The following is a 17,874-nucleotide window of genomic DNA, read 5'->3' on the forward strand; positions in this document are numbered from 1 at the left end:
CCCCGGTGCGCCTATGGTACTGCCTTCACCGGTGGGAGAGTCGGTCGCCGCCAACCTTACATCCCGCAATGCCTGCCGCTTTCACCAGCGGCAGGCATTCGCTTTTATACCAACCCCCCCCAAAAGAATTTCATTCAGGGCGATATAAGCGTTCCAAGTTATCTTTCATTTTTATTTGCGTAATTATTTCGATGATTATTAGCTCAATCCTTTAACAATTACGCTTTAAAGTTGCTGTTCAATTTAGGTTATTATCAGGTAGCGTATTGACTTTAATAAGCGAACAATGCAATTAGTGTATCCGTGGTTCTTGGCTGGTTTAGGAGCAGTAGCCATTCCTGTGGTTATTCATTTATTGAATTTGAGGCGGCCCCAACGAGTATTATTTACTAATACATCTATCATAAGGGAGGTTGAGGTAACAATGGTTAAGCATCGCAGGGTGCAGAACCTTGTGTTGTTACTGATAAGGATACTAGGAGTAGTTGCTCTGGTAATTGCTTTTGCTCAGCCTTTCATTGCCAATTCCCGAGCTGCTGCTAACGGTAGTAATGGTGGTATTGATGTATTTGTAGATAACTCTATGAGCACTCAAAGGAGGGGTAAGATAGAAGAGAATATATTTGAAAGTGCTGTTGCGCAGGCTAGAGGGCTAGCAATGGGTAACAAGGCATTAAACTATTTCAGATTGTTGAACACTGGAAATAATTTAGTTTCTAGTTCGTTGTATCTTGAAAAACTTGATGGTCTCAGTATAAGTGCACAGCAGCCTTTATCTAAAATTGGTAGTAGGGATAATGATGCTAGAGACTTATATATAATATCTGACTTTCAGCGCAATGCTATTGATGGTGAGGTAATTGATAAGATTGACGGGCAGGGCAAGGTTATTTTACTACCTATAGTTGCCAAGCCCGCTGCTAACGTGTATGTTGATAGTGTGTGGCTGGATGATGCCTTTGTAAGGCCTCGCATGAATGTGGGATTGCATGTGCTATTGCGAAATGGAGGGGCATTGGCAGCGCAGGATTGTCCTGTGAAAGTATTCCTTGGGAACCACCAGGTTGGTGCTTTCCGAGTAGATGTGGGGGCTGGTCAGGCTACGACCCATGTGCTGCAAGTGCAGGTGCAAGACGATGTGATGGTATTGGGAAGGGTAGTCACGGAGGACCCTGCCGTGACCTTCGATAATGTTTTCAATTTTACCTTACAACCGGCGGGCTTAATTAAGATTTTAGAAATTGGTAACGAGTCAGTTACTAGGGGTTTGTATGCAAACGAGCCGTTGTTTTCCTACTCATTTTCGAGGACGGGCAGTGTGGATTATGCCCGGTTGCGGGAGGCTGATTTGGTTGTGGTGCGCGAGGTGAAGGAGGTTGAGGCTGGCTTGCGAGAGGGGCTGCGCGCTGTGCTGAAGCGTGGTGGCAGCGTGGTAGTAGTGCCCAGTAGTGAGCCAGTGGGGCGCCGCAGCTACCAACTGCTTTTTACTGACCTGGGGCTAGGCACCGTGGAATGGGAGCAAAAGTCAGTTGCACCAGAGCTCCGTGAAGTAGCCATGCCAAATGCCCGAGAGCCTTTCTTTAGAAATGTTTTTGGGGCGCAGCAACGTGCGGTGACCATGCCGCGGGTTGCTCCTGTACTGCGTTGGGCCCGCACAGGAACAGATATTCTGCGGCTGCGGGATGGTGATAGTTATCTGGCTAAGTTTGCCAGCGGCGCCGGTCACGTCTATGTGTTTTCTGCCCCTTTTACCAGGGAATATTCTGATTTTGTGGCGCATGCGCTGTTTGTGCCGGTGATGTACCGGATGGCGATGTTGAGCTACCGAAACGAGCAACTGCCGGCTTACCGGCTGTCGAGTAGGAGTGTGGCGTTGCAGTTGGGCCGAGAGTCGGGGGCTACGTTGAACGATAGGCGGCAGGGGGATGAAACAGGCTTTCGCTTTGTGAAGGACAGTTTAGTGTTTATTCCACCGCAACGCGTGGTGGGTCAGGAAGTGCAATTGGAACTGCCGGAAGGCATGGACCAGGCTGGATTTTACCAGGTTAAGAGAGGTGCCAGCATCATAACTACGCTTGCTTTCAACCAGAGCAAGCAAGAATCGGAGCTGGCGAGTTACTCTGCGGACGAACTGCGGGCACTGATAGGGCCAAACAGGCCGAATATGCAGGTGCTCGATGGTGACGTCGACGGATTAGACTTAGCAAAATACCGGTCTGAACAAGCAGGAACGCCGCTTTGGCGGTATTTTGTAGCGCTGGCGCTGGTCTGCCTGCTAGCCGAGGCAATGTTGGTGCGATTCGGGGGGGGGCGCAAGCCTGGGGCCAAGCTGAGCGCGGCTTGATCAAGGAGCAGACTTGCTTCTTTTGTGCCGTGAAGCAGTTTGAGGCCGTATCTTGCTGCCTTAATTGATGCATTTAATTATGGCTGACTCTTCCGTTCGACCCCCGATATCCAGTGTGAAGGCAATAGATGGGGAGGTAACTCGGGTGGGGTTGCGCTTTGGTGTTGGGGTGGGGCTGGTGTGCGCAGGATGGATGCTGTTTTTGCACATGAGCGGTAATAATGCCTTCGGGCCCAAGCAAATTCTTGCGCAGCTACTCGTGCCATTGGCGGCGGTTGCAAGTCAATGGGTGATGCGCCGAAAGCTGAAGCCCGAAAAACCGGGATTGGGGCGCGCTTTGAGAGTGGGGGCCCTTACCGTACTGGTGGCGGCCGTCATTTCTTCTCTAAGCCTTATGGGCCTGGCGGCAGTTGCGGGCGAGAAGGCACTGGACTTGAATCGGGCAGAAATGCTGGAAATTGTGCGTGCCCAACAGCGGGAAAATCCCAAAGTGAAGCGCAGCGAGCAGGAAATGCAGCAGCAGATTCGCAACGTAGGCAACATCACATCCCGGGAATTGGCTGGTGGGAATTTCACTCAGATTATGCTTTTGGGCCTAGCTTTGGCTATTCCGGCTGGTATTTTTCTGCGGGAGTAATTTAGTCTACCTTTCCGCTCATATACCATTCAAATACCACATGGAAACAAGTTCTACTCCGGTTTCAACCACTTCGGTTGGTATGCGCTATGGGCTGCTCACGGGATTGGTGAGCATCATCTTCTCCTTCGGCCTTTTCGCTGCCCAAATGGAGGACAGTCCCATCAAATACGTTGGTTATTTGGTGTTGATTGGAGGATTAATAATGGCTATGCGCTACTACAAGGCCAGTAATTTCGGCTTTATGAGCTATGGTGAAGGGCTGGGTATTGGGATTCTGGTTTCGGCAGTGGTGGGGGCGCTCAGCGCTATTTTCACGTATGTGTACATGAACGTTATCGACCCGGACGCCGTGAGCCGCATGACGGAGAAGGTGCGGGCCGGCATGGAAGAGGGCGGTAAGCTGACGGACGAGCAAATCGACCAGAGCATGGCCATGGCTGGAAAGTTTATGAACGGGCCCTTTATGGTAGTTGCCGTTGTGATTTCGAGCGTGTTGGTCGGCTTGTTGTTGTCGTTGGTCATTTCCGCTTTTATTAAGCATACGAAGCCAGAATTTGAATAAGCCATCTGTCGTTTTTCCGGTGGAAGCATCCATCGTCATTCCGCTGCTGAACGAGGCAGAATCGTTGCCTGAACTCACGCGCTGGATAGGGAAGGTGCTTAACGCGCACAGCCTGACGTATGAGGTAATTCTGATTGACGACGGGTCGACGGATGATTCCTGGGCAGTGATTGAGGAACTGGCGGCGGTGGATAGCTCCTTGCGGGGCATCCGGTTCAACCGGAACTACGGCAAGTCTGCGGCCCTCAACGTGGGGTTTGAAGCCGCGCGGGGCCGGGTGGTTTTTACCATGGACGCCGACTTGCAGGATTCGCCGGAGGAGCTGCCGGAGCTCTACCGCATGATTGTGGAGGACAAATACGACCTGGTGAGCGGCTGGAAGCAGAAGCGCTACGACCCGCTGTCGAAAACCATCCCCACCAAGCTCTTTAATGGCGCTACCCGGGCCATGTCGGGCATTCAGCTGCATGATTTTAATTGCGGGCTGAAGGCGTACGATTCGCGGGTAATAAAAAGTATAGAAGTGTACGGCGAGATGCACCGCTACATTCCCGTCATTGCGAAATGGAACGGGTTTCGCAAGATTGGGGAGAAGGTGGTGCAGCACCAGGAGCGCAAATACGGTGTGACTAAATTTGGCCTGGAGCGCTTCATCTTCGGATTTCTGGACTTGCTGAGCATTACGTTTGTGGGCCGATTCCGGCGGGCACCGATGCACTTTTTTGGGACGTTGGGTACGTTGTCGTTTCTGCTGGGCCTGCTGATTACACTCTGGCTGACGGGCGAGAAGGTATGGCTGTCGATGCACAACCTAAAGGCGCGGCAGGTGACGGAACAGCCGTTGTTCTTCATGGCCCTGACGGCGGTAATTGTGGGGGTGCTGCTATTTGTGGCCGGATTCCTGGGTGAAATGATTCAGCTGAACGGCCCGAAACGTGACGATTACCTGGTGCGGGAAACCCTTAACTAACGCCCATTGCTGCGCAAGCAGGGGTGTTTGCCAATGCTCTTGACTAGCTGCTGGATGGCAACCGAAAAAATGAAAGTGGTAATAATTGGCCCGGCGTACCCGTTGCGGGGCGGGCTGGCTACCTATAACGAGCGGCTGGCGCGTGCTTTTGCCGAGGCGGGCGATGCAGTGCGCATTGTTACGTTTTCGCTGCAATACCCGGACTTCTTATTTCCCGGGCAAACGCAGTTTAGTACGGAGGCCGGGCCGGCAGATGTGGCGATTGAAGTAAGCCTGAACTCGGTGAGCCCGTGGTCGTGGTGGCAGGTGGGGCGCCGGCTGCGCGCCGAGCGGCCGGACCTGGTGATATTCCGGTTTTGGCTGCCGTTTATGGGGCCGGCGCTGGGTTCGGTGGCGCGATTGGTGCGCGGCAACGGCCACACGCGGGTAGTAGCCATCACCGACAATGTGATTCCCCACGAAAAGCGGCCCGGCGACGGGCCGCTTACCCGGTACTTTCTGAGCGCCTGCGACGGGTTTGTGACCATGAGCCGCAGCGTGCTGGCTGATTTGCAACGGCTGGGTTTCGGCAGCAAGCCGGCCCTGTACCGCCCGCATCCCTTGTACGACAATTTCGGCCAAATAAAACCGAAAGCCGCGGCCTTGCAGGCGCTGGGGCTTTCTGAATCGACGGGCTACTTGTTGTTTTTTGGGTTTATCCGGGCTTACAAAGGGCTGGATATTATGCTGGAAGCATTTGCCGATGCCCGTGTGGCTGCGCTGCCGGTTAAGCTGATTGTGGCCGGTGAGTTTTACGAAGATGCCGCGCCGTATAATGCGCTTATTCAGCGGCATAATCTGGAAGAACGGATAGTGCGGGCCACCGATTTTATACCCAACGAGCAGGTGGTGGACTACTTCTGCGCCGCCGATTTGGTGGTGCAGCCGTACAAAAACGCCACCCAGAGCGGCGTTTCCCAAATTGCCTATCATTTTGAGCGGCCCATGCTGGTGACGGACGTGGGCGGGCTGGCCGAGCTGATTCCCGACGGCGTGGTGGGGTACGTGGTGCCGCCTTCCCCGGCGGCCATTGCCGATGCCATTGTTGATTTTTATGCCAACAGCCGGGAGGAGAACTTTGCCTCTGGCGTTCGGGAGCAGAAAAAACAGTTTTCCTGGCCACTCATGGTTGCCGCGCTCAAGCAGGTGGCAGGCTTGGGAGGCAAGAACCCCGAGTAGGCGCTACACTACGTGCAGCGGCAGGGTACTTTGCACGGCGGCCAGCACTTTTTCGGCTGGTAAATCCTCCATGCAGCTGGTGCCCAATTTGCAGCTGCCCCGGTAAAAACACACGCAGTCTTTGTTAGGCTGCACAATTTGGCCCCGTCCGTAGAGGTCGAATTCGTGGGGATTGAAGATGTTGTTCATCAGGATGGTGGGCTTGCGCAGGGCAATGCTGATGTGCATGCCCATGGTTACCTGGGTCACGATGCCATCCATTTGGTTCATCAGGTTGATGAACTGGGGCAGGGGGAAGGTGCCCGGGTAGGCCGCACCGGTGGCGGTTTGTAGCACGCGGTTGCGGGCATCTTCGGCCTCGCCGCCCAGCAGCACGGGCGTGTAGCCGGTTGCCTGCAGGCCCTGAATGAGTGTAATCCACTTTTCGTCGCTCCACAGGCGGGTGGTCCACCGGTCGCCGCAACCGGTGTTCAGGCCAATGCGGGGCTGCGTGGTGGGCAGAGAACTCCAGTCGTAGCCCTTGTCCTCGTGAGTATCGAACACGTACTCTTCACCCCGAAAATCAAACCCACAAAGCTCGAATATCTCCTGCACGTAGGGCTTGGTATTGGCCTGGCTCACTTGGTCGAAAACCCCGGTGAGGAATTTATGCTCGGCCAGCGCATTCACGGGCCATGCCACGCCGTCGTGAGGGCGCAGGGCGTAGCCGTATTTCTCTTTGGCCTCGATGGTGTTCAGCAGCGCGCAGGCTTCCTTCTCTTTGTCGAGGTTGATGACGACATCAAATTGCCGGGCCTGCAGCTGCAGGGCGCTGGCGAAATCAAATTTTAGAATCTCCTCAATCTCAGCCTGGGGCAGAATGGCCGGCGTGAGCGTGAGCCAGGTAATGGCGCAGCCCGGCCGCTCCTGGCGCAGGCGCCGCAGCAGCGGCGTGGTGCGAATCACGTCGCCGATGGCGCCCAGCTTGATGATGAGCACCCGTTGCGTGACGGGCGCGTAGATCGGGCAGCCCTCGCAGACGTAGCCGTGGGTTTTGTTGGGGCGGCAGGGCAGGTCGCCGCGAAAATGGCGGCAATCGGGGTGAAGCGTCAAGGGAAGCGGCAAAAGGATGGAACCCAAAGGTAGGCGGCTTTAAGCCCCTACATAACTGGACGGCGTAATGGTCCGTAGCTCAGTTTTAATATCCTCACTCACGTCCAGCCCGTCGATAAACGCCCCGATGCTACTGGCCGAAATGGCCTCGCCCGTACGGGTGAGGGCCTTGAGGGCGTTGTAGGGGTCGGGGTAGGCTTCGCGGCGCAGGATGGTTTGGATGCCTTCGGCCACCACGGCCCAGTTGGCTTCGAGGTCGCGCTGCAACGCCGATTCGTCGAGGGCCAGCTTGCCCAGGCCGCGCTGCAGGGCGCCCAGGGCAATGAGAATGTGGCCCAGCGGAACGCCCAGGTTGCGGAGTACCGTGGAGTCGGTGAGGTCGCGCTGGAGGCGGGAGATGGGCAATTTGGCAGCAAAGTGCTCAAGCAGGGCACTGGCTACGCCCAGGTTGCCTTCGGCGTTTTCAAAGTCGATGGGATTGACCTTGTGCGGCATGGCCGAAGAGCCCACTTCGCCGGCTTTGATGGTTTGCTTGAAGTAGCCGAGGGAAATGTATTGCCACACGTCGCGGGCGAGGTCTAGCAGAATGGTATTCAGCCGTTTGAGGCCGTCGCAATGCGCGGCCAGGTGGTCGTAGTGCTCAATTTGGGTGGTGGGGAAGGAGCGGTGCAGGCCCAGCCGGTCGTTGACGAAGGTGGCGGCAAAAGCGTGCCAGTCCACTTGGGGGTAAGCCACGTAGTGGGCGTTGAAGTTGCCGGTGGCGCCGCCAAACTTAGCGCCAAAGGGTACCTGCGCCAGCAGCGCCACTTGGGCATCGAGCCGCGCCACAAACACCTCAATTTCTTTGCCCAGGCGCGTGGGCGAGGCCGGCTGGCCGTGGGTGCGGGCCAGCATGGGCACGGCGGCCCACTCCTGCGCCCGCGCCGCCAGGGCGTTGCGCACCTGCGCAAAAGCCGGGAGCAGCACCCCCATCAACGCGTCGCGGAAACTCAACGGGATGGCCGTGTTGTTGATGTCCTGCGACGTGAGGCCGAAGTGAATAAACTCCAGGTAATTGCCCAGGCCCAATGCTGTAAACCGGTCGCGCAGCCAGTATTCTACTGCTTTTACGTCGTGGTTCGTTACGGCTTCGTGCGCTTTCACGGCGTCGGCGTCGGCCTCGGCAAACCCCTCGTAAAGTTGGCGCAGCGCCGGAAAGACATCAGCTGGAACTGCCTGCAGCTGGGGCAATGGCAGCTCGGCCAGGGCGATGAAATACTCTACTTCGACGAGCACGCGGTAGCGTATCAGGGCCATTTCGGAGAAGCGCTGGGCCAGAGGGGCGGTGGCGCGGGCGTAGCGCCCGTCGAGGGGCGAAAGAGCGGTGAGGGGACTGGGCATGAGCGCAAAAGTACGGGGCAGAACAGGGGCAGCCTATTGCCGGGCTGCACCGTGAGTCTCATCCTGCGTATAGCCTGTGTAGCCCGGCGGGGGCAATTACGCATTAAGGCTTCTGTTATTCTTACCTTTGGCGCTGGCGAACCAGCCCACATTATTGAGTTCCGTGTATATATCCCCTTCCCGCAAACGACTTATTTTCGGCATTTTGGGCAGCTTTGCTGTTCTGTTGCTGCTGGCTTTCGCTGTATTTCAGTGGAAGCGCCAGCAGCTGCTCACCTATGCGCTGGGAGAAGTAAAGGCCAAGGTAGAACGCAAATACCCTGTGATTCTGACCCTGGGACCTGCCCAGTTCGTGGGCTTCAAAACCGTGGAGATTTCAGGCATGAGCCTGGTGCCCCGCGCCACCCCCACCGATACGCTGTTGACGGCCAGGCGCTTACAGGCCAGCCTGAGCGTGCGCTCCCTGTTTGCCGGCCGCCCGGTATTTAGTGAGCTCGAAATTCTGACGGCCCGCCTCACGGCCCGCAAAACCGCGACCAGCAATAACTACAGCTTTCTGGTGAAAAAGCAGAAAGCCAGCACGGTGCCGGTAGACACCACCAAGGGCACCAATTACGGCCTGCTGCTCAACCAGGTACTGGAAGCTGCCTTTGATAACGTGCCGGGCCAGGCCCGCTTCCGGGACTTCTACGTGAGCTACCTCAGCGTGCGCCACACGGCATTTCTGAATCTGCCGGAGCTCAAAATTGAGGACGGCGACATTTCTGGACGCCTCACGGCCAACATCGATTCTGTATCAAACGAGTTGGGCATCAGCGGGCACATCGAGCCCCGCGACTACGCCCTCACGGCGCGTGTGTATGGCGTGGGCGGGTCGGTGCAGCTGCCGTACGTGCCCCGCCGGTTTGGGGCCATGGTGAGCTTCGATACGGTGCTGGTGCGCCTCGACGGCAAGGATTTTGAAAACAACAGCACCGGGGGCGAGCTTAGCGTGCGCGGCTCGGTGGCCGCCCGCAACTTCAGCCTCTACCATCCCAAGCTGGCCGCCGATGAGATTGAGGTGAAAAGCGGCGCCCTCGATTTTGTGGCCACGCTGGGCCGGGGCACGGTTGCGCTGGAGAAAGGCAGCCAGGTCACAGTGAATAAGATAGTGATGTATCCCGAAATCAGCGTGCGCATGAAGCCCAGCCGGGCCATTGCCATCAAGGTGCGCTCGGCTGAAACTCAGGCCAACGACTTCTTCTCGTCGCTTCCCACCGGTATTTTCGACGAAGTGCGGGGCGTGCAGGGCACGGGTACCCTCACGTACAGCATGAGCGGCAGCCTCGACATGGCGCAGGTCGACAGCCTCAGGTTTGACTCGCGCCTGCAGGGCAAGAACTTCAAGCTCACCAGCTTCGGCGAAGGCGAGCAGGACTTGAGCAAGCTGAACACCGCCTTCCAGCACACCGTGTACAACGACAAGGGCGACTCGGTGCGCACCTTCACCGTGGGCCCACCCAACCAGGATTTTGTACCCTACAACGACGTGTCGCCCTACCTCATTCACGCCATTACCACGGCCGAGGACCCGCGCTTCTTCACGCACAAGGGCTTCATGGAAAAGGCTTTCGTCAAATCGGCCATTCAGAACATCAAGGAAAAGCGCTTTGCCCGCGGTGGCAGCACGCTCTCGATGCAGCTGGTGAAAAACGTGTTTTTGACCCGCCAAAAAACCGTGGCCCGCAAGGTGGAAGAAGCCCTGATTGTGTGGCTGCTCGAAAATACCCGCATTGCCAGCAAGCAGCGCATGTTTGAGGTGTACCTCAACATCATTGAGTGGGGGCCCAGCAAGTACCGCTGGCCCAGCGGCAAGCGTGGCGTATACGGCGTGAAAGACGCCGCCCTGTTCTACTACGGCAAGCGCCCCAGCGAGCTGAACTTGTCCGAAAGCCTGTACCTGGCCAGCATCATTCCCAAGCCCAAGTACTCGCGGTACTCATTTGATGCCTACGGCGGGCTGCGTAGCAGCACCCGGTACTTCTTCCGCCTCATCGCGAACATCATGGTCACACGCGGCCTTATCCGGGACGCTGACCGCGATAACATGCCGTACTCCCTGAGTCTGAACGGGCCGGCGCGTCAGTTCATGAATTTCGCCGCGCGCCCCGATACCACGCGCGTCACGGCCGCTGCTGATTCCAGCCAGTTTGAGCCGCTCAATCTGATTGACTTGCTCAACACCGGCGCCACGACTCCCGATGCAGGCGTTAACTCCGGCGTGCCCGGTGTTAACCCTCCCAAGTAGGTTGTCGCTTAGAAGTGGCTGTAGCTATAAGGCCGTCATGCTGAGCGCAGTCGAAGCATCGCTACTGCAATAGTAAACCCAATTACTTGCTCCGTAGAAGTGCTTCGACTCGCTCAGCCTGACGGTTTTTCAGTTGCAGTCATTTGACCGCAAATTATTGACAGGCAACAGGAACTGCCTCCACACAACACTACTCTGCCTTTGCTTCTGACGCCTCCGCTTTGGGCCACATCAACGAAGCCAGCACGCTGAACAGGAGCAGGCCGCCCACTACGCCCAGCGCAACGGGCATGGGAATGCGGTAGAAGCTTTCGAGCAGGATTTTGGCGCCGATGAACACAAGTATCAGCGACAGGCCGTAGTGCAGGTAGTGGAACAGGCGCATCATGCCGGCCAGGGCGAAGTACATGGCGCGCAGGCCCAATAAGGCAAAAACGTTGGACGTGAATACGATAAAGGTATCGCGGGTGATGGCCAGGATGGCGGGAATGCTATCGGCCGCAAACACCACGTCGGTGGTTTCTACCATCACCAGCACCACAAACAAGGGCGTGGCAAACCGCACGCCGTCGCGGCGCACGAAGAATTTGCCGCCTTCCATCTGGCGGGTAATGGGCAGGTGGCGGCTCAGGAACCGCACCACCGGGTTGTTTTCGGGGTCGATGTCGGGCTGGTCGCCGCTCAGGCCCATTTTCACGCCGGTGTACATCAGGAACGCGCCGAGGATGTAGATGAGGAAGTGGAACTTGGCCAGGAGCGCGCCCCCCACCAGAATGAACACCGCCCGCAGAATGAGCGCCCCAAGTACCCCCCAGAACAAAATACGATGCTGGTACTGGTCGGGAACCTTGAAGTAGTTGAAAATGAGAAGAAAGACAAACAAATTGTCGACGCTCAGTGCTTTTTCAACCAGGTAGCCCGTGAGCCACTGCAGGCCGGCTTCGGAGCCCATGGTGCGGTACACCAGGAAGTTGAAGGCCAGCGAAAGAACCACCCAGAAGGCGCTCCAGCCCAGCGCTTCGCGCATCTTCACGGCGTGGGCCTTGCGGTTGAATACCAGCAAATCGAGCAAGAGCAGCCCGATAACAAACACGTTGAAAATTAACCAGAAAAGGGGGGTGTTCTGCATGCGTTGGGCAAGATACGCTTGGGGCAGCAAGCGGGTAGCAAAAGGAAAGCTGCTGGCCAAGGGCAGTAGGTGGGCGGCAGCTCCTGGGATTCAATGAAAACCGCAGTTCTGGCAAGCCGGTTTACTCGCTACGACGCTACCGCGTTGCCTACCGGCTTGAGCGGGCGCAGCCAACTGCTGATTTTCATTTGCAACACGCCGAAGAAGGCTTCCTGCACAATGCCTTTCGACATCTTGGAGGTGCCCCGCGTGCGGTCGGTGAAAATGATGGGAACCTCCTTGATGCGGAAGCCCAGCTGGTAAGCCAGCCACTTCATCTCAATTTGAAAGGCATAGCCCACAAAGTGTATATTGGGCAGGTCGATGCTGCGCAGCACCCGCGTGGAATAGCACTTGAAGCCGGCCGTGGCGTCGTGAATGGGCATGCCCGTGACGAATCGCACATATTGCGAAGCGAAATAGGACATCAGCACCCGCGACATGGGCCAGTTCACCACGTTCACGCCCTGGATGTAGCGCGAGCCAATAGCCAGGTCGTAACCTCCGATTAGGCAAGCGTCGTGCAGGCGCAGTAGGTCGTCGGGGTTGTGCGAGAAGTCGGCGTCCATCTCAAACACGTACTCGTAGCCGCGCGCCAGCGCCCACGTAAAGCCAAAAATGTAGGCAGTGCCCAGGCCCTGCTTGCCACTTCGCTCTTCTAAGAAAAGCCGTCCGGGAAACTCGGCCTGCAGGCTGCGCACAATGGCGGCCGTGCCATCGGGCGAGCCATCGTCGATGACGAGCACATCAAAGGCTCTCGGCAACGACATCACCTTCCGGATTATCAGCTCCGCGTTTTCGCGCTCGTTGTAAGTAGGAATTAGGACGACGCCAGCACTCATGGGCTCAAAGATAGGGTTTCGGGGTACGAAGCTGCACTGGCGGCAGCCTGTAATGGATGATGAACATCGATGAAGTGGGAAAGGAGTACCCAATCGAGGCAACTCCCAGGGTTGGTGCGGGGGATAAAAGCGTAACATCCTGCGTTCTTATTCCCCGCTCAAAAGACCACAATCAACTTTGAGGCTGCGTTAGTATGGCGGCTGTGTTTTTGGCGTAGCGCACGCAGTCGGGCACGCTCACGCCCGCCCGCCAGTTGGCGACGGAGACAATGTTTTCGGCTTCGAGCTGAGCGGCTGCGGCGTGGGCGGCCACAATGCGGGCATCGAACTGCGGGATGCTGCGCGGCCACAGGTAGCGGCCCTGCCAGAGCGGGGGGGCTGAAATATTATAGAAACGACTCAGCTCGGCGTGCACGGCCGCTCGCTGGGCATCTTCGGGTTGGGTGGCGGCGGCTTCGTATTGCGACCCGCCCACGAACGTGGTGAACAGCACCTGCCCGGCCGGCACGCGCTCGGGAAACAGGGCGCTGGTCCAGATGGAGCCAGCGGCGTAGGCGCCTTCTACCTTGGGATGCAGTGCCCCAAAGCCGTGGAGCGGATGCGCCACGGCCGGGCGCGCGTAAGCCGAGAACACCACGCTCATGGGCGGGTAGTGCACCGCCGCCAGCGCCGCCGCCGCCTGCGGAAACAACCGCTGCAGCAGGGGCGCCGCCGCATACGCCGGCAGCGCCAGCGCCAGGTGCGTGTAGGTGCGGGGGGCAGCGCCGGTGGCCACCTCCACCTGGTACCCGCCACTGGCCGGCCGGACTATGGCCGTGACGGCCGTGGCCGGGTGGTAGTGCGTGAGCTGGCTGGCCAGCGCGCTGGTAAGCGTATCAATGCCGTTTTTGAGCGTGACGATGCGGCGGCGCGGGGCGCCCTTGCCGGTTTTGGTCAGGCCGCGCAGCACCGAGCCGTGTTCCTGCTCCAGGGCCACCAGCTGCGGAAACGTTTTGTGCAGGAGCAGCTTTTCCGGGTCGCCGGCGTAGATGCCGGCCATGAACGGGTTGACGGCGTAGTCCAGGATTTCGGGGCCGAAGCGGCGGCGGAAAAAGTGCGCCACGGTTTCGGCGGCATCCACGGGCGCGGCGGGCTTGCGCAGCTCCTGCAGCAGCTGCCACTTGGCTTTGAGGCTGAAGAAGCCGCTGGTGAGCAGGGCGGGAGGGGAGCCCGGCAGCTGCCGGTAGCGGCCGCCGCGCAGCACGTAGCGCTGCTTGCTCACGGCAGCGCTGTCCTGAATCTGGTCGGTGAGGCCCAGCTCGGTGAGCAGCTCGGCCAGCTCCGGGCTCAGCTGCAGGGAGTTGGGGCCGGTTTCGAGCAGGTAGCCCTCGGGGGTGTGCAGGCTGTGCAGGTTGCCCCCGGGGCGGGCGTCGGCTTCGTAGAGGTCGTAGGCCACGCCGGCCCGCTGCAGGTACCACGCCAGGGTAAGGCCGCTGATGCCGCCGCCGATAATGGCAATGTTCATAAAGTCGTTCCGGAAGAAGTACTGCAAAGGTACCTGCGCCATCCTGCCGGTGGCCCGTAGCTTTGCCCCAATGACAACAAAGAACAAAGCAGTTTTCCTGGACCGCGACGGCGTCCTGAACGACGAGATAGGCGACTACGTGTGGAAGCTCGATGAATTCATCGTGAGCCCCGGCGTGCCCGAAAGTCTGGCCCGCCTCAAAGCGGCCGGCTACTACCTGGTGGTGGTCACAAACCAGGCTGGCATCGCCAAAAAGCTGTACACCGCAGCCGATGTGCACGCCTGCCACGCCAAGCTGCAGGCCGCCTGCAACGGGGCTCTGGACGCCCTCTATTTTGGCGATGCGCACCCCAGCGTGAGCGAATCCATTCTGCGCAAGCCCGATTCGGGCATGTTCGAAAAAGCCGTGGCCCGCTTCAACCTCGACCCGGCGCAGTGCTGGGTAGTGGGCGACCGGTACCGCGACATGGAAGCCGGCGCCAAAATCGGCGTTCGTGGCATCATGGTGGGCGAAACGGAGGCTGTGGATTTTACGCCCCGCGTAGCCGACCTGCAAGCCGCCACGGAAATCATATTGATGTAGGAAAGCGCTTCGGCGCGTTCAATTATTCAACGATTTCACGTGCCACCCTGCCGCCGAACGCGCCAAAGTGCGTTCCTACAGCACCAAAAAGCGCTCCCTGTGCAGGGAGCCGGCCTTTTTGTTGTCAAAACCCGAAATTACTGGCGCTCGGCAGGGGTAGCGGTGCTGGCCGTGATGGGCGCGGCAGCGGGCTTCGCTACGGTGCTGCTGCTGTAGGCAGGGCAAATCTGGCGGTTGCAGGCACCGAGCGAGAGCGTCGCGAAACCGGCAGCGAGTAAAATGAGCTTCTTCATAATGATAGTAAAAAACGAGTGAGGGATGGCGGATTTGGGCTTCAAAGATAAGCAGCTACGCCTATATTTCTCTAAAAATCTGCCAACGCTAAAATTGTATTTTTAGTATCCGAGGATGTGCATCATACTGGCCGCTTCCTGGGCGGGCGCAAAAACATGGTCGGAGAGGGTGCCGTCCTCGGCGCGGTCGATGATGATGTGCTGGGGCGCGGGTATGAGGCAGTGCTTGATGCCGCCGTAGCCGCTGAGGCTTTCCTGGTAGGCGCCGGTGTGGAAAAAGCCCACATACAGCGGCTTCGCATCGGCCAGCTTAGCTGACGCCGACCTCTGGTTGCGCTCAGGCAGGAAGGTCTGGTAGATGTGCTTTTCGGAGTTGTAGTAATCCTGCGAGTCGCAGGTAAGACCGCCGAGCTGAATCTTCTTGTACTGCTTCTCCCAGCCATTGACAGCCAGCATAATAAAGCGCTGGTTGAGGGCCCAGGTATCGGGCAGGTTGGTAATAAACGAGCCGTCAATCATGTACCAGAGCTCCTTGTCGTTTTGCAGTTTTTCGTCAAGGATGCTGTAAATCGTGGCCCCGCTTTCGCCTACCGTGAAGATGCCGAACTCGGTGAAAATGTGGGGCTCGGGCACGCCTTCCTGGGCGCAGATGCGCTGAATGGTGCGCAGAATTTCGGCCACCATGTAGGGGTAGTCGTAGTCGGGCTGGATGCTGGTTTGAATGGGCAGGCCACCGCCAATGTCGATGGTGGTGAGCGTGGGGCACACTTTGCGCAGCTCGCAGTACTTGTGCACGAAGCGGCTCAGCTCCGACCAATAATAGGACGTGTCCTTGATGCCGGTGCTGATGAAGTAGTGCAGCATGGTGAGCGTGAAGCGCGGGTCATCCTTGATGCGCTGCTCGTAGATGGGGATGGCGTCGGCGTAGCGCACGCCCAGGCGCGAGGTGTAGAACTGGAAGCGCGGCTCCTCGTCAGAAGCCAGGCGCATGCCCAGGTTCACCTTTTCCGTCACGTGGTCGTGGTAGTATTCGATTTCATTGGGGGAATCGATGATGGGCATGCAGTTCACAAACCCGTCGTTGATGAGGTCGGCGATTTCCTTTTTGTAGGCCTCGGGCTTGAAGCCATTGCAGATGATGTGCTTCTGCTTATCGACCTTGCCCTGGGCGTGCAGGTTGCGGATGATGCTGATGTCAAACCACGACGAGGTTTCGAGGTGGATGTCGTTTTTCAGGGCCTCTTCCAGCACGAAGCGGAAGTGCGACGACTTGGTGCAATAGGCGTAGGAATAGGAGCCGGTGTAACCGGTTTCGGCAATGCCATCGGCAAACCATTTCTTGGCCCGCTGAATCTGGGAGCTGATTTTGGGTAGGTAGGTGAGGCGCAGCGGGGTGCCGTACTTCTCCACCAGGGCCATGAGGTCAATGTCGTGGAAGCGCAGCTCGTGGTCCTGCACGGTGAAGTCGGCCGTGGGGAAATCGAACGTTTGGGAGATTAGGTCGTGATAGGTATCCATGAATAGGTGTCAGTTGTCAGTTGCTGGTTGTCAGATGTTAGGAATCCGTTACCGGTTGTCAGACGTTTTTCACTAAAAACAGACAACCAGCAGCGGACAACTAACGGAAATTTCCGACCTTTACGGCGGGCAGTACAAAAGTACCGCCGGGGTCAGGATAATAACCGGAGAACCACTCATTGTTCTCCTGGAAGTCCGCCCTGCATCGTGACGATGGAACAGTAGCGACTTGGCTACGGCAGATGCTTTCTGCCGCAAGGCAGCGTGATTCTAGCGGTTAACGGTTAGTGATAAGTGGTTATTTTTTTCGGTCTCCCGATGATTAACCGCTCACCACTAATCACTCACCACTAAAAAAAACGGTGCCGCCATCCTGCTATCCCAATTCCCACCTGATGAAACGCATAAAATTACTGGAAGTCCGTTCCGAGCTGGGGGCCGGTACGCGCGGCGCCAGCATGGGCCCCGACGCGCTGCGTGTGGCCTGCCTCAACAAGGGTTCCGATTACTTCCGCCGGTTCAACTCCGTGGTCGTGCCCGACCTGAACCACGTGCTGTTCGACAAGAACCACTTTCCCTTCGCCAAGCACATCGACAGCATTCTCACCGTGCAGAAGGGCATCGCCAATGCCGTGGAGCAGACGCTGCGCTTTGGCGAATTCCCGCTGGTGCTGGCCGGCGACCACAGCAGCGCCAACGCCACCATTGCCGGCATCAAGGCCACCTACCCGCACAAAACCCTGGGCGTGGTCTGGATTGATGCCCACGCCGACATTCACTCGCCCTACACCACGCCCAGCGGCAACGTGCACGGCATGCCCCTGGCCGCCGCCCTGGGCCAGGACAACCTCGCGCACCAGCGCAACGTGCCCGAGCCCGAAACGGAGTTTTTCTGGCGCCGCCTGAAGGACCTGGGTGAGCCCGGCCCCAAGCTCACCCCCGACCACCTCGTGTACGTGGTGGTGCGCGACACCGAGGAACAGGAAAACGCCATTATCGAGCAGCTGGGCATCAAGAACTTCAAGCTGCCGGAGTTCCGCGCCAAAGGCCCGCGCCAGGTGGCCCGCGAGATTTACGAGCAGCTGCGTTTCTGCGACATGGTGTACATCTCCTTCGATGTGGACTCGCTCGATTCGCGCTTCAGTAAGGGCACCGGCACGCCGGTGGAGCTGGGCCTCGATGTGCCCGAAGCCATTGCACTGTGCCGCGCCCTGCTCGAAAACGACCGGGTGGTGTGCTTCGAAATGGTGGAAATAAACCCCACCCTGGATAGCGAGAACACCATGGCCAATAATGCCTTCAATATTCTGGAAGCCGCCACCGAGGCCATTGAGCTGCGCCTGCGGCTGGATGAGGTGGTGAGTAGGTAGGAAACCAAAAAAAAGGTCATGCTAAGCGTAGTCGAAGCATCTCTACCGCCTAGTTTGTCATGCTGACGAAGGAAGCATCCTATAGCCGCAGAACAACTCGTGC

At 57.9% G+C, this 17,874-nt stretch carries 16 protein-coding genes; 9 read left to right on the top strand and 7 right to left on the bottom strand.

Going from position 1 to position 17,874, the window contains the following annotated elements:
• The 6 genes from BEN48_RS19425 to BEN48_RS11345 form a co-directional block, all read left to right on the top strand.
• Positions 1-183: hypothetical protein (locus BEN48_RS19425; RefSeq protein ID WP_206599853.1), on the top strand; the 183-nt coding region annotated here is incomplete at its 5' end.
• A 103-nt stretch (positions 184-286) separates the two neighbouring features.
• On the top strand, positions 287-2,344 hold the full coding sequence (locus BEN48_RS11325) for a BatA domain-containing protein (protein WP_083320994.1): 2,058 nt from the start codon (positions 287-289) through the stop codon (positions 2,342-2,344).
• Positions 2,345-2,423: 79 nt separating this feature from the next.
• Positions 2,424-2,981, top strand: coding sequence for a DUF4199 domain-containing protein (locus tag BEN48_RS11330; RefSeq protein ID WP_158010162.1), 558 nt, complete (start codon positions 2,424-2,426; stop codon positions 2,979-2,981).
• Between the two features lie 40 nt (positions 2,982-3,021).
• On the top strand, positions 3,022-3,546 hold the full coding sequence (locus tag BEN48_RS11335) for a DUF4199 domain-containing protein (protein ID WP_070734968.1): 525 nt from the start codon (positions 3,022-3,024) through the stop codon (positions 3,544-3,546).
• A 19-nt stretch (positions 3,547-3,565) separates the two neighbouring features.
• Entirely contained in the window at positions 3,566-4,516 is a 951-nt protein-coding gene (locus BEN48_RS11340) for a glycosyltransferase family 2 protein (protein WP_070734970.1), read from the top strand.
• A 54-nt stretch (positions 4,517-4,570) separates the two neighbouring features.
• On the top strand, positions 4,571-5,734 hold the full coding sequence (locus BEN48_RS11345) for a glycosyltransferase (RefSeq protein WP_070734972.1): 1,164 nt from the start codon (positions 4,571-4,573) through the stop codon (positions 5,732-5,734).
• 3 nt (positions 5,735-5,737) lie between these two features.
• Here the strand turns inward: BEN48_RS11345 and BEN48_RS11350 are convergent, their stop codons facing one another.
• Both BEN48_RS11350 and purB read right to left on the bottom strand, forming a co-directional pair.
• The gene (locus tag BEN48_RS11350) at positions 5,738-6,826 is read right to left on the bottom strand and encodes a glycosyltransferase family 9 protein (RefSeq protein ID WP_070734974.1); all 1,089 of its coding nucleotides are present in this window, start codon (positions 6,824-6,826) and stop codon (positions 5,738-5,740) included.
• Positions 6,827-6,865: 39 nt separating this feature from the next.
• Entirely contained in the window at positions 6,866-8,206 is a 1,341-nt protein-coding gene (purB, locus tag BEN48_RS11355) for an adenylosuccinate lyase (RefSeq protein WP_070734976.1), read from the bottom strand.
• 163 nt (positions 8,207-8,369) lie between these two features.
• On the opposite strand from purB, the gene BEN48_RS11360 reads away from it, so the two are divergent.
• Positions 8,370-10,493, top strand: coding sequence for a transglycosylase domain-containing protein (locus tag BEN48_RS11360; RefSeq protein ID WP_125932599.1), 2,124 nt, complete (start codon positions 8,370-8,372; stop codon positions 10,491-10,493).
• A 190-nt stretch (positions 10,494-10,683) separates the two neighbouring features.
• Here BEN48_RS11360 and BEN48_RS11365 read toward each other — a convergent pair whose 3' ends face one another.
• The 3 genes from BEN48_RS11365 to hemG all read right to left on the bottom strand — a co-directional run bounded on the left by BEN48_RS11365 (position 10,684) and on the right by hemG (position 14,007).
• Complete coding sequence (locus tag BEN48_RS11365) at positions 10,684-11,622, bottom strand: TerC family protein (protein WP_070735003.1); 939 nt, start codon at positions 11,620-11,622, stop codon at positions 10,684-10,686.
• A gap of 128 nt (positions 11,623-11,750) precedes the next feature.
• Complete coding sequence (locus BEN48_RS11370) at positions 11,751-12,503, bottom strand: polyprenol monophosphomannose synthase (RefSeq protein ID WP_070734980.1); 753 nt, start codon at positions 12,501-12,503, stop codon at positions 11,751-11,753.
• Positions 12,504-12,675: 172 nt separating this feature from the next.
• On the bottom strand, positions 12,676-14,007 hold the full coding sequence (gene hemG, locus BEN48_RS11375) for a protoporphyrinogen oxidase (protein ID WP_070735005.1): 1,332 nt from the start codon (positions 14,005-14,007) through the stop codon (positions 12,676-12,678).
• Positions 14,008-14,077: 70 nt separating this feature from the next.
• Between hemG and BEN48_RS11380 the strand changes: the two genes are divergently transcribed.
• Positions 14,078-14,590, top strand: a complete 513-nt coding sequence (locus BEN48_RS11380) for a D-glycero-alpha-D-manno-heptose-1,7-bisphosphate 7-phosphatase (protein WP_070734981.1) — start codon at positions 14,078-14,080, stop codon at positions 14,588-14,590.
• Positions 14,591-14,727: 137 nt separating this feature from the next.
• On the opposite strand, the gene BEN48_RS19145 is transcribed toward BEN48_RS11380, so the two are convergent.
• Both BEN48_RS19145 and BEN48_RS11390 read right to left on the bottom strand, forming a co-directional pair.
• Positions 14,728-14,883: a hypothetical protein gene (locus tag BEN48_RS19145; RefSeq protein ID WP_158010163.1), complete on the bottom strand. Its 156-nt coding sequence runs from the start codon at positions 14,881-14,883 to the stop codon at positions 14,728-14,730.
• Positions 14,884-14,985: 102 nt separating this feature from the next.
• Positions 14,986-16,401: a type III PLP-dependent enzyme domain-containing protein gene (locus tag BEN48_RS11390; RefSeq protein WP_070734986.1), complete on the bottom strand. Its 1,416-nt coding sequence runs from the start codon at positions 16,399-16,401 to the stop codon at positions 14,986-14,988.
• Between the two features lie 395 nt (positions 16,402-16,796).
• Here BEN48_RS11390 and BEN48_RS11395 point away from each other — a divergent pair, with 395 nt between their 5' ends.
• Positions 16,797-17,771: an arginase gene (locus tag BEN48_RS11395; protein ID WP_083320998.1), complete on the top strand. Its 975-nt coding sequence runs from the start codon at positions 16,797-16,799 to the stop codon at positions 17,769-17,771.
• Positions 17,772-17,874: the final 103 nt, after the last annotated feature.

Origin of the sequence: Hymenobacter glacialis (genome assembly GCF_001816165.1) — a bacterium.
GTDB lineage: Bacteria > Bacteroidota > Bacteroidia > Cytophagales > Hymenobacteraceae > Hymenobacter > Hymenobacter glacialis.

Excerpts from the sequence above, each read along its gene's own strand:
- BEN48_RS11365 (WP_070735003.1), bottom strand. The coding sequence starts at position 11,622 with ATGCAGAACACCCCCCTTTTCTGGTTAATTTTCAACGTGTTTGTTATC.
- BEN48_RS11325 (WP_083320994.1), top strand. The coding sequence starts at position 287 with ATGCAATTAGTGTATCCGTGGTTCTTGGCTGGTTTAGGAGCAGTAGCC.
- hemG (WP_070735005.1), bottom strand. The coding sequence starts at position 14,007 with ATGAACATTGCCATTATCGGCGGCGGCATCAGCGGCCTTACCCTGGCG.
- BEN48_RS19145 (WP_158010163.1), bottom strand. The coding sequence starts at position 14,883 with ATGAAGAAGCTCATTTTACTCGCTGCCGGTTTCGCGACGCTCTCGCTC.
- BEN48_RS11390 (WP_070734986.1), bottom strand. The coding sequence starts at position 16,401 with ATGGATACCTATCACGACCTAATCTCCCAAACGTTCGATTTCCCCACG.
- purB (WP_070734976.1), bottom strand. The coding sequence starts at position 8,206 with ATGCCCAGTCCCCTCACCGCTCTTTCGCCCCTCGACGGGCGCTACGCC.
- BEN48_RS11335 (WP_070734968.1), top strand. The coding sequence starts at position 3,022 with ATGGAAACAAGTTCTACTCCGGTTTCAACCACTTCGGTTGGTATGCGC.
- BEN48_RS11330 (WP_158010162.1), top strand. The coding sequence starts at position 2,424 with ATGGCTGACTCTTCCGTTCGACCCCCGATATCCAGTGTGAAGGCAATA.
- BEN48_RS11370 (WP_070734980.1), bottom strand. The coding sequence starts at position 12,503 with ATGAGTGCTGGCGTCGTCCTAATTCCTACTTACAACGAGCGCGAAAAC.
- BEN48_RS11345 (WP_070734972.1), top strand. The coding sequence starts at position 4,571 with ATGGCAACCGAAAAAATGAAAGTGGTAATAATTGGCCCGGCGTACCCG.
- BEN48_RS11395 (WP_083320998.1), top strand. The coding sequence starts at position 16,797 with ATGAAACGCATAAAATTACTGGAAGTCCGTTCCGAGCTGGGGGCCGGT.
- BEN48_RS11380 (WP_070734981.1), top strand. The coding sequence starts at position 14,078 with ATGACAACAAAGAACAAAGCAGTTTTCCTGGACCGCGACGGCGTCCTG.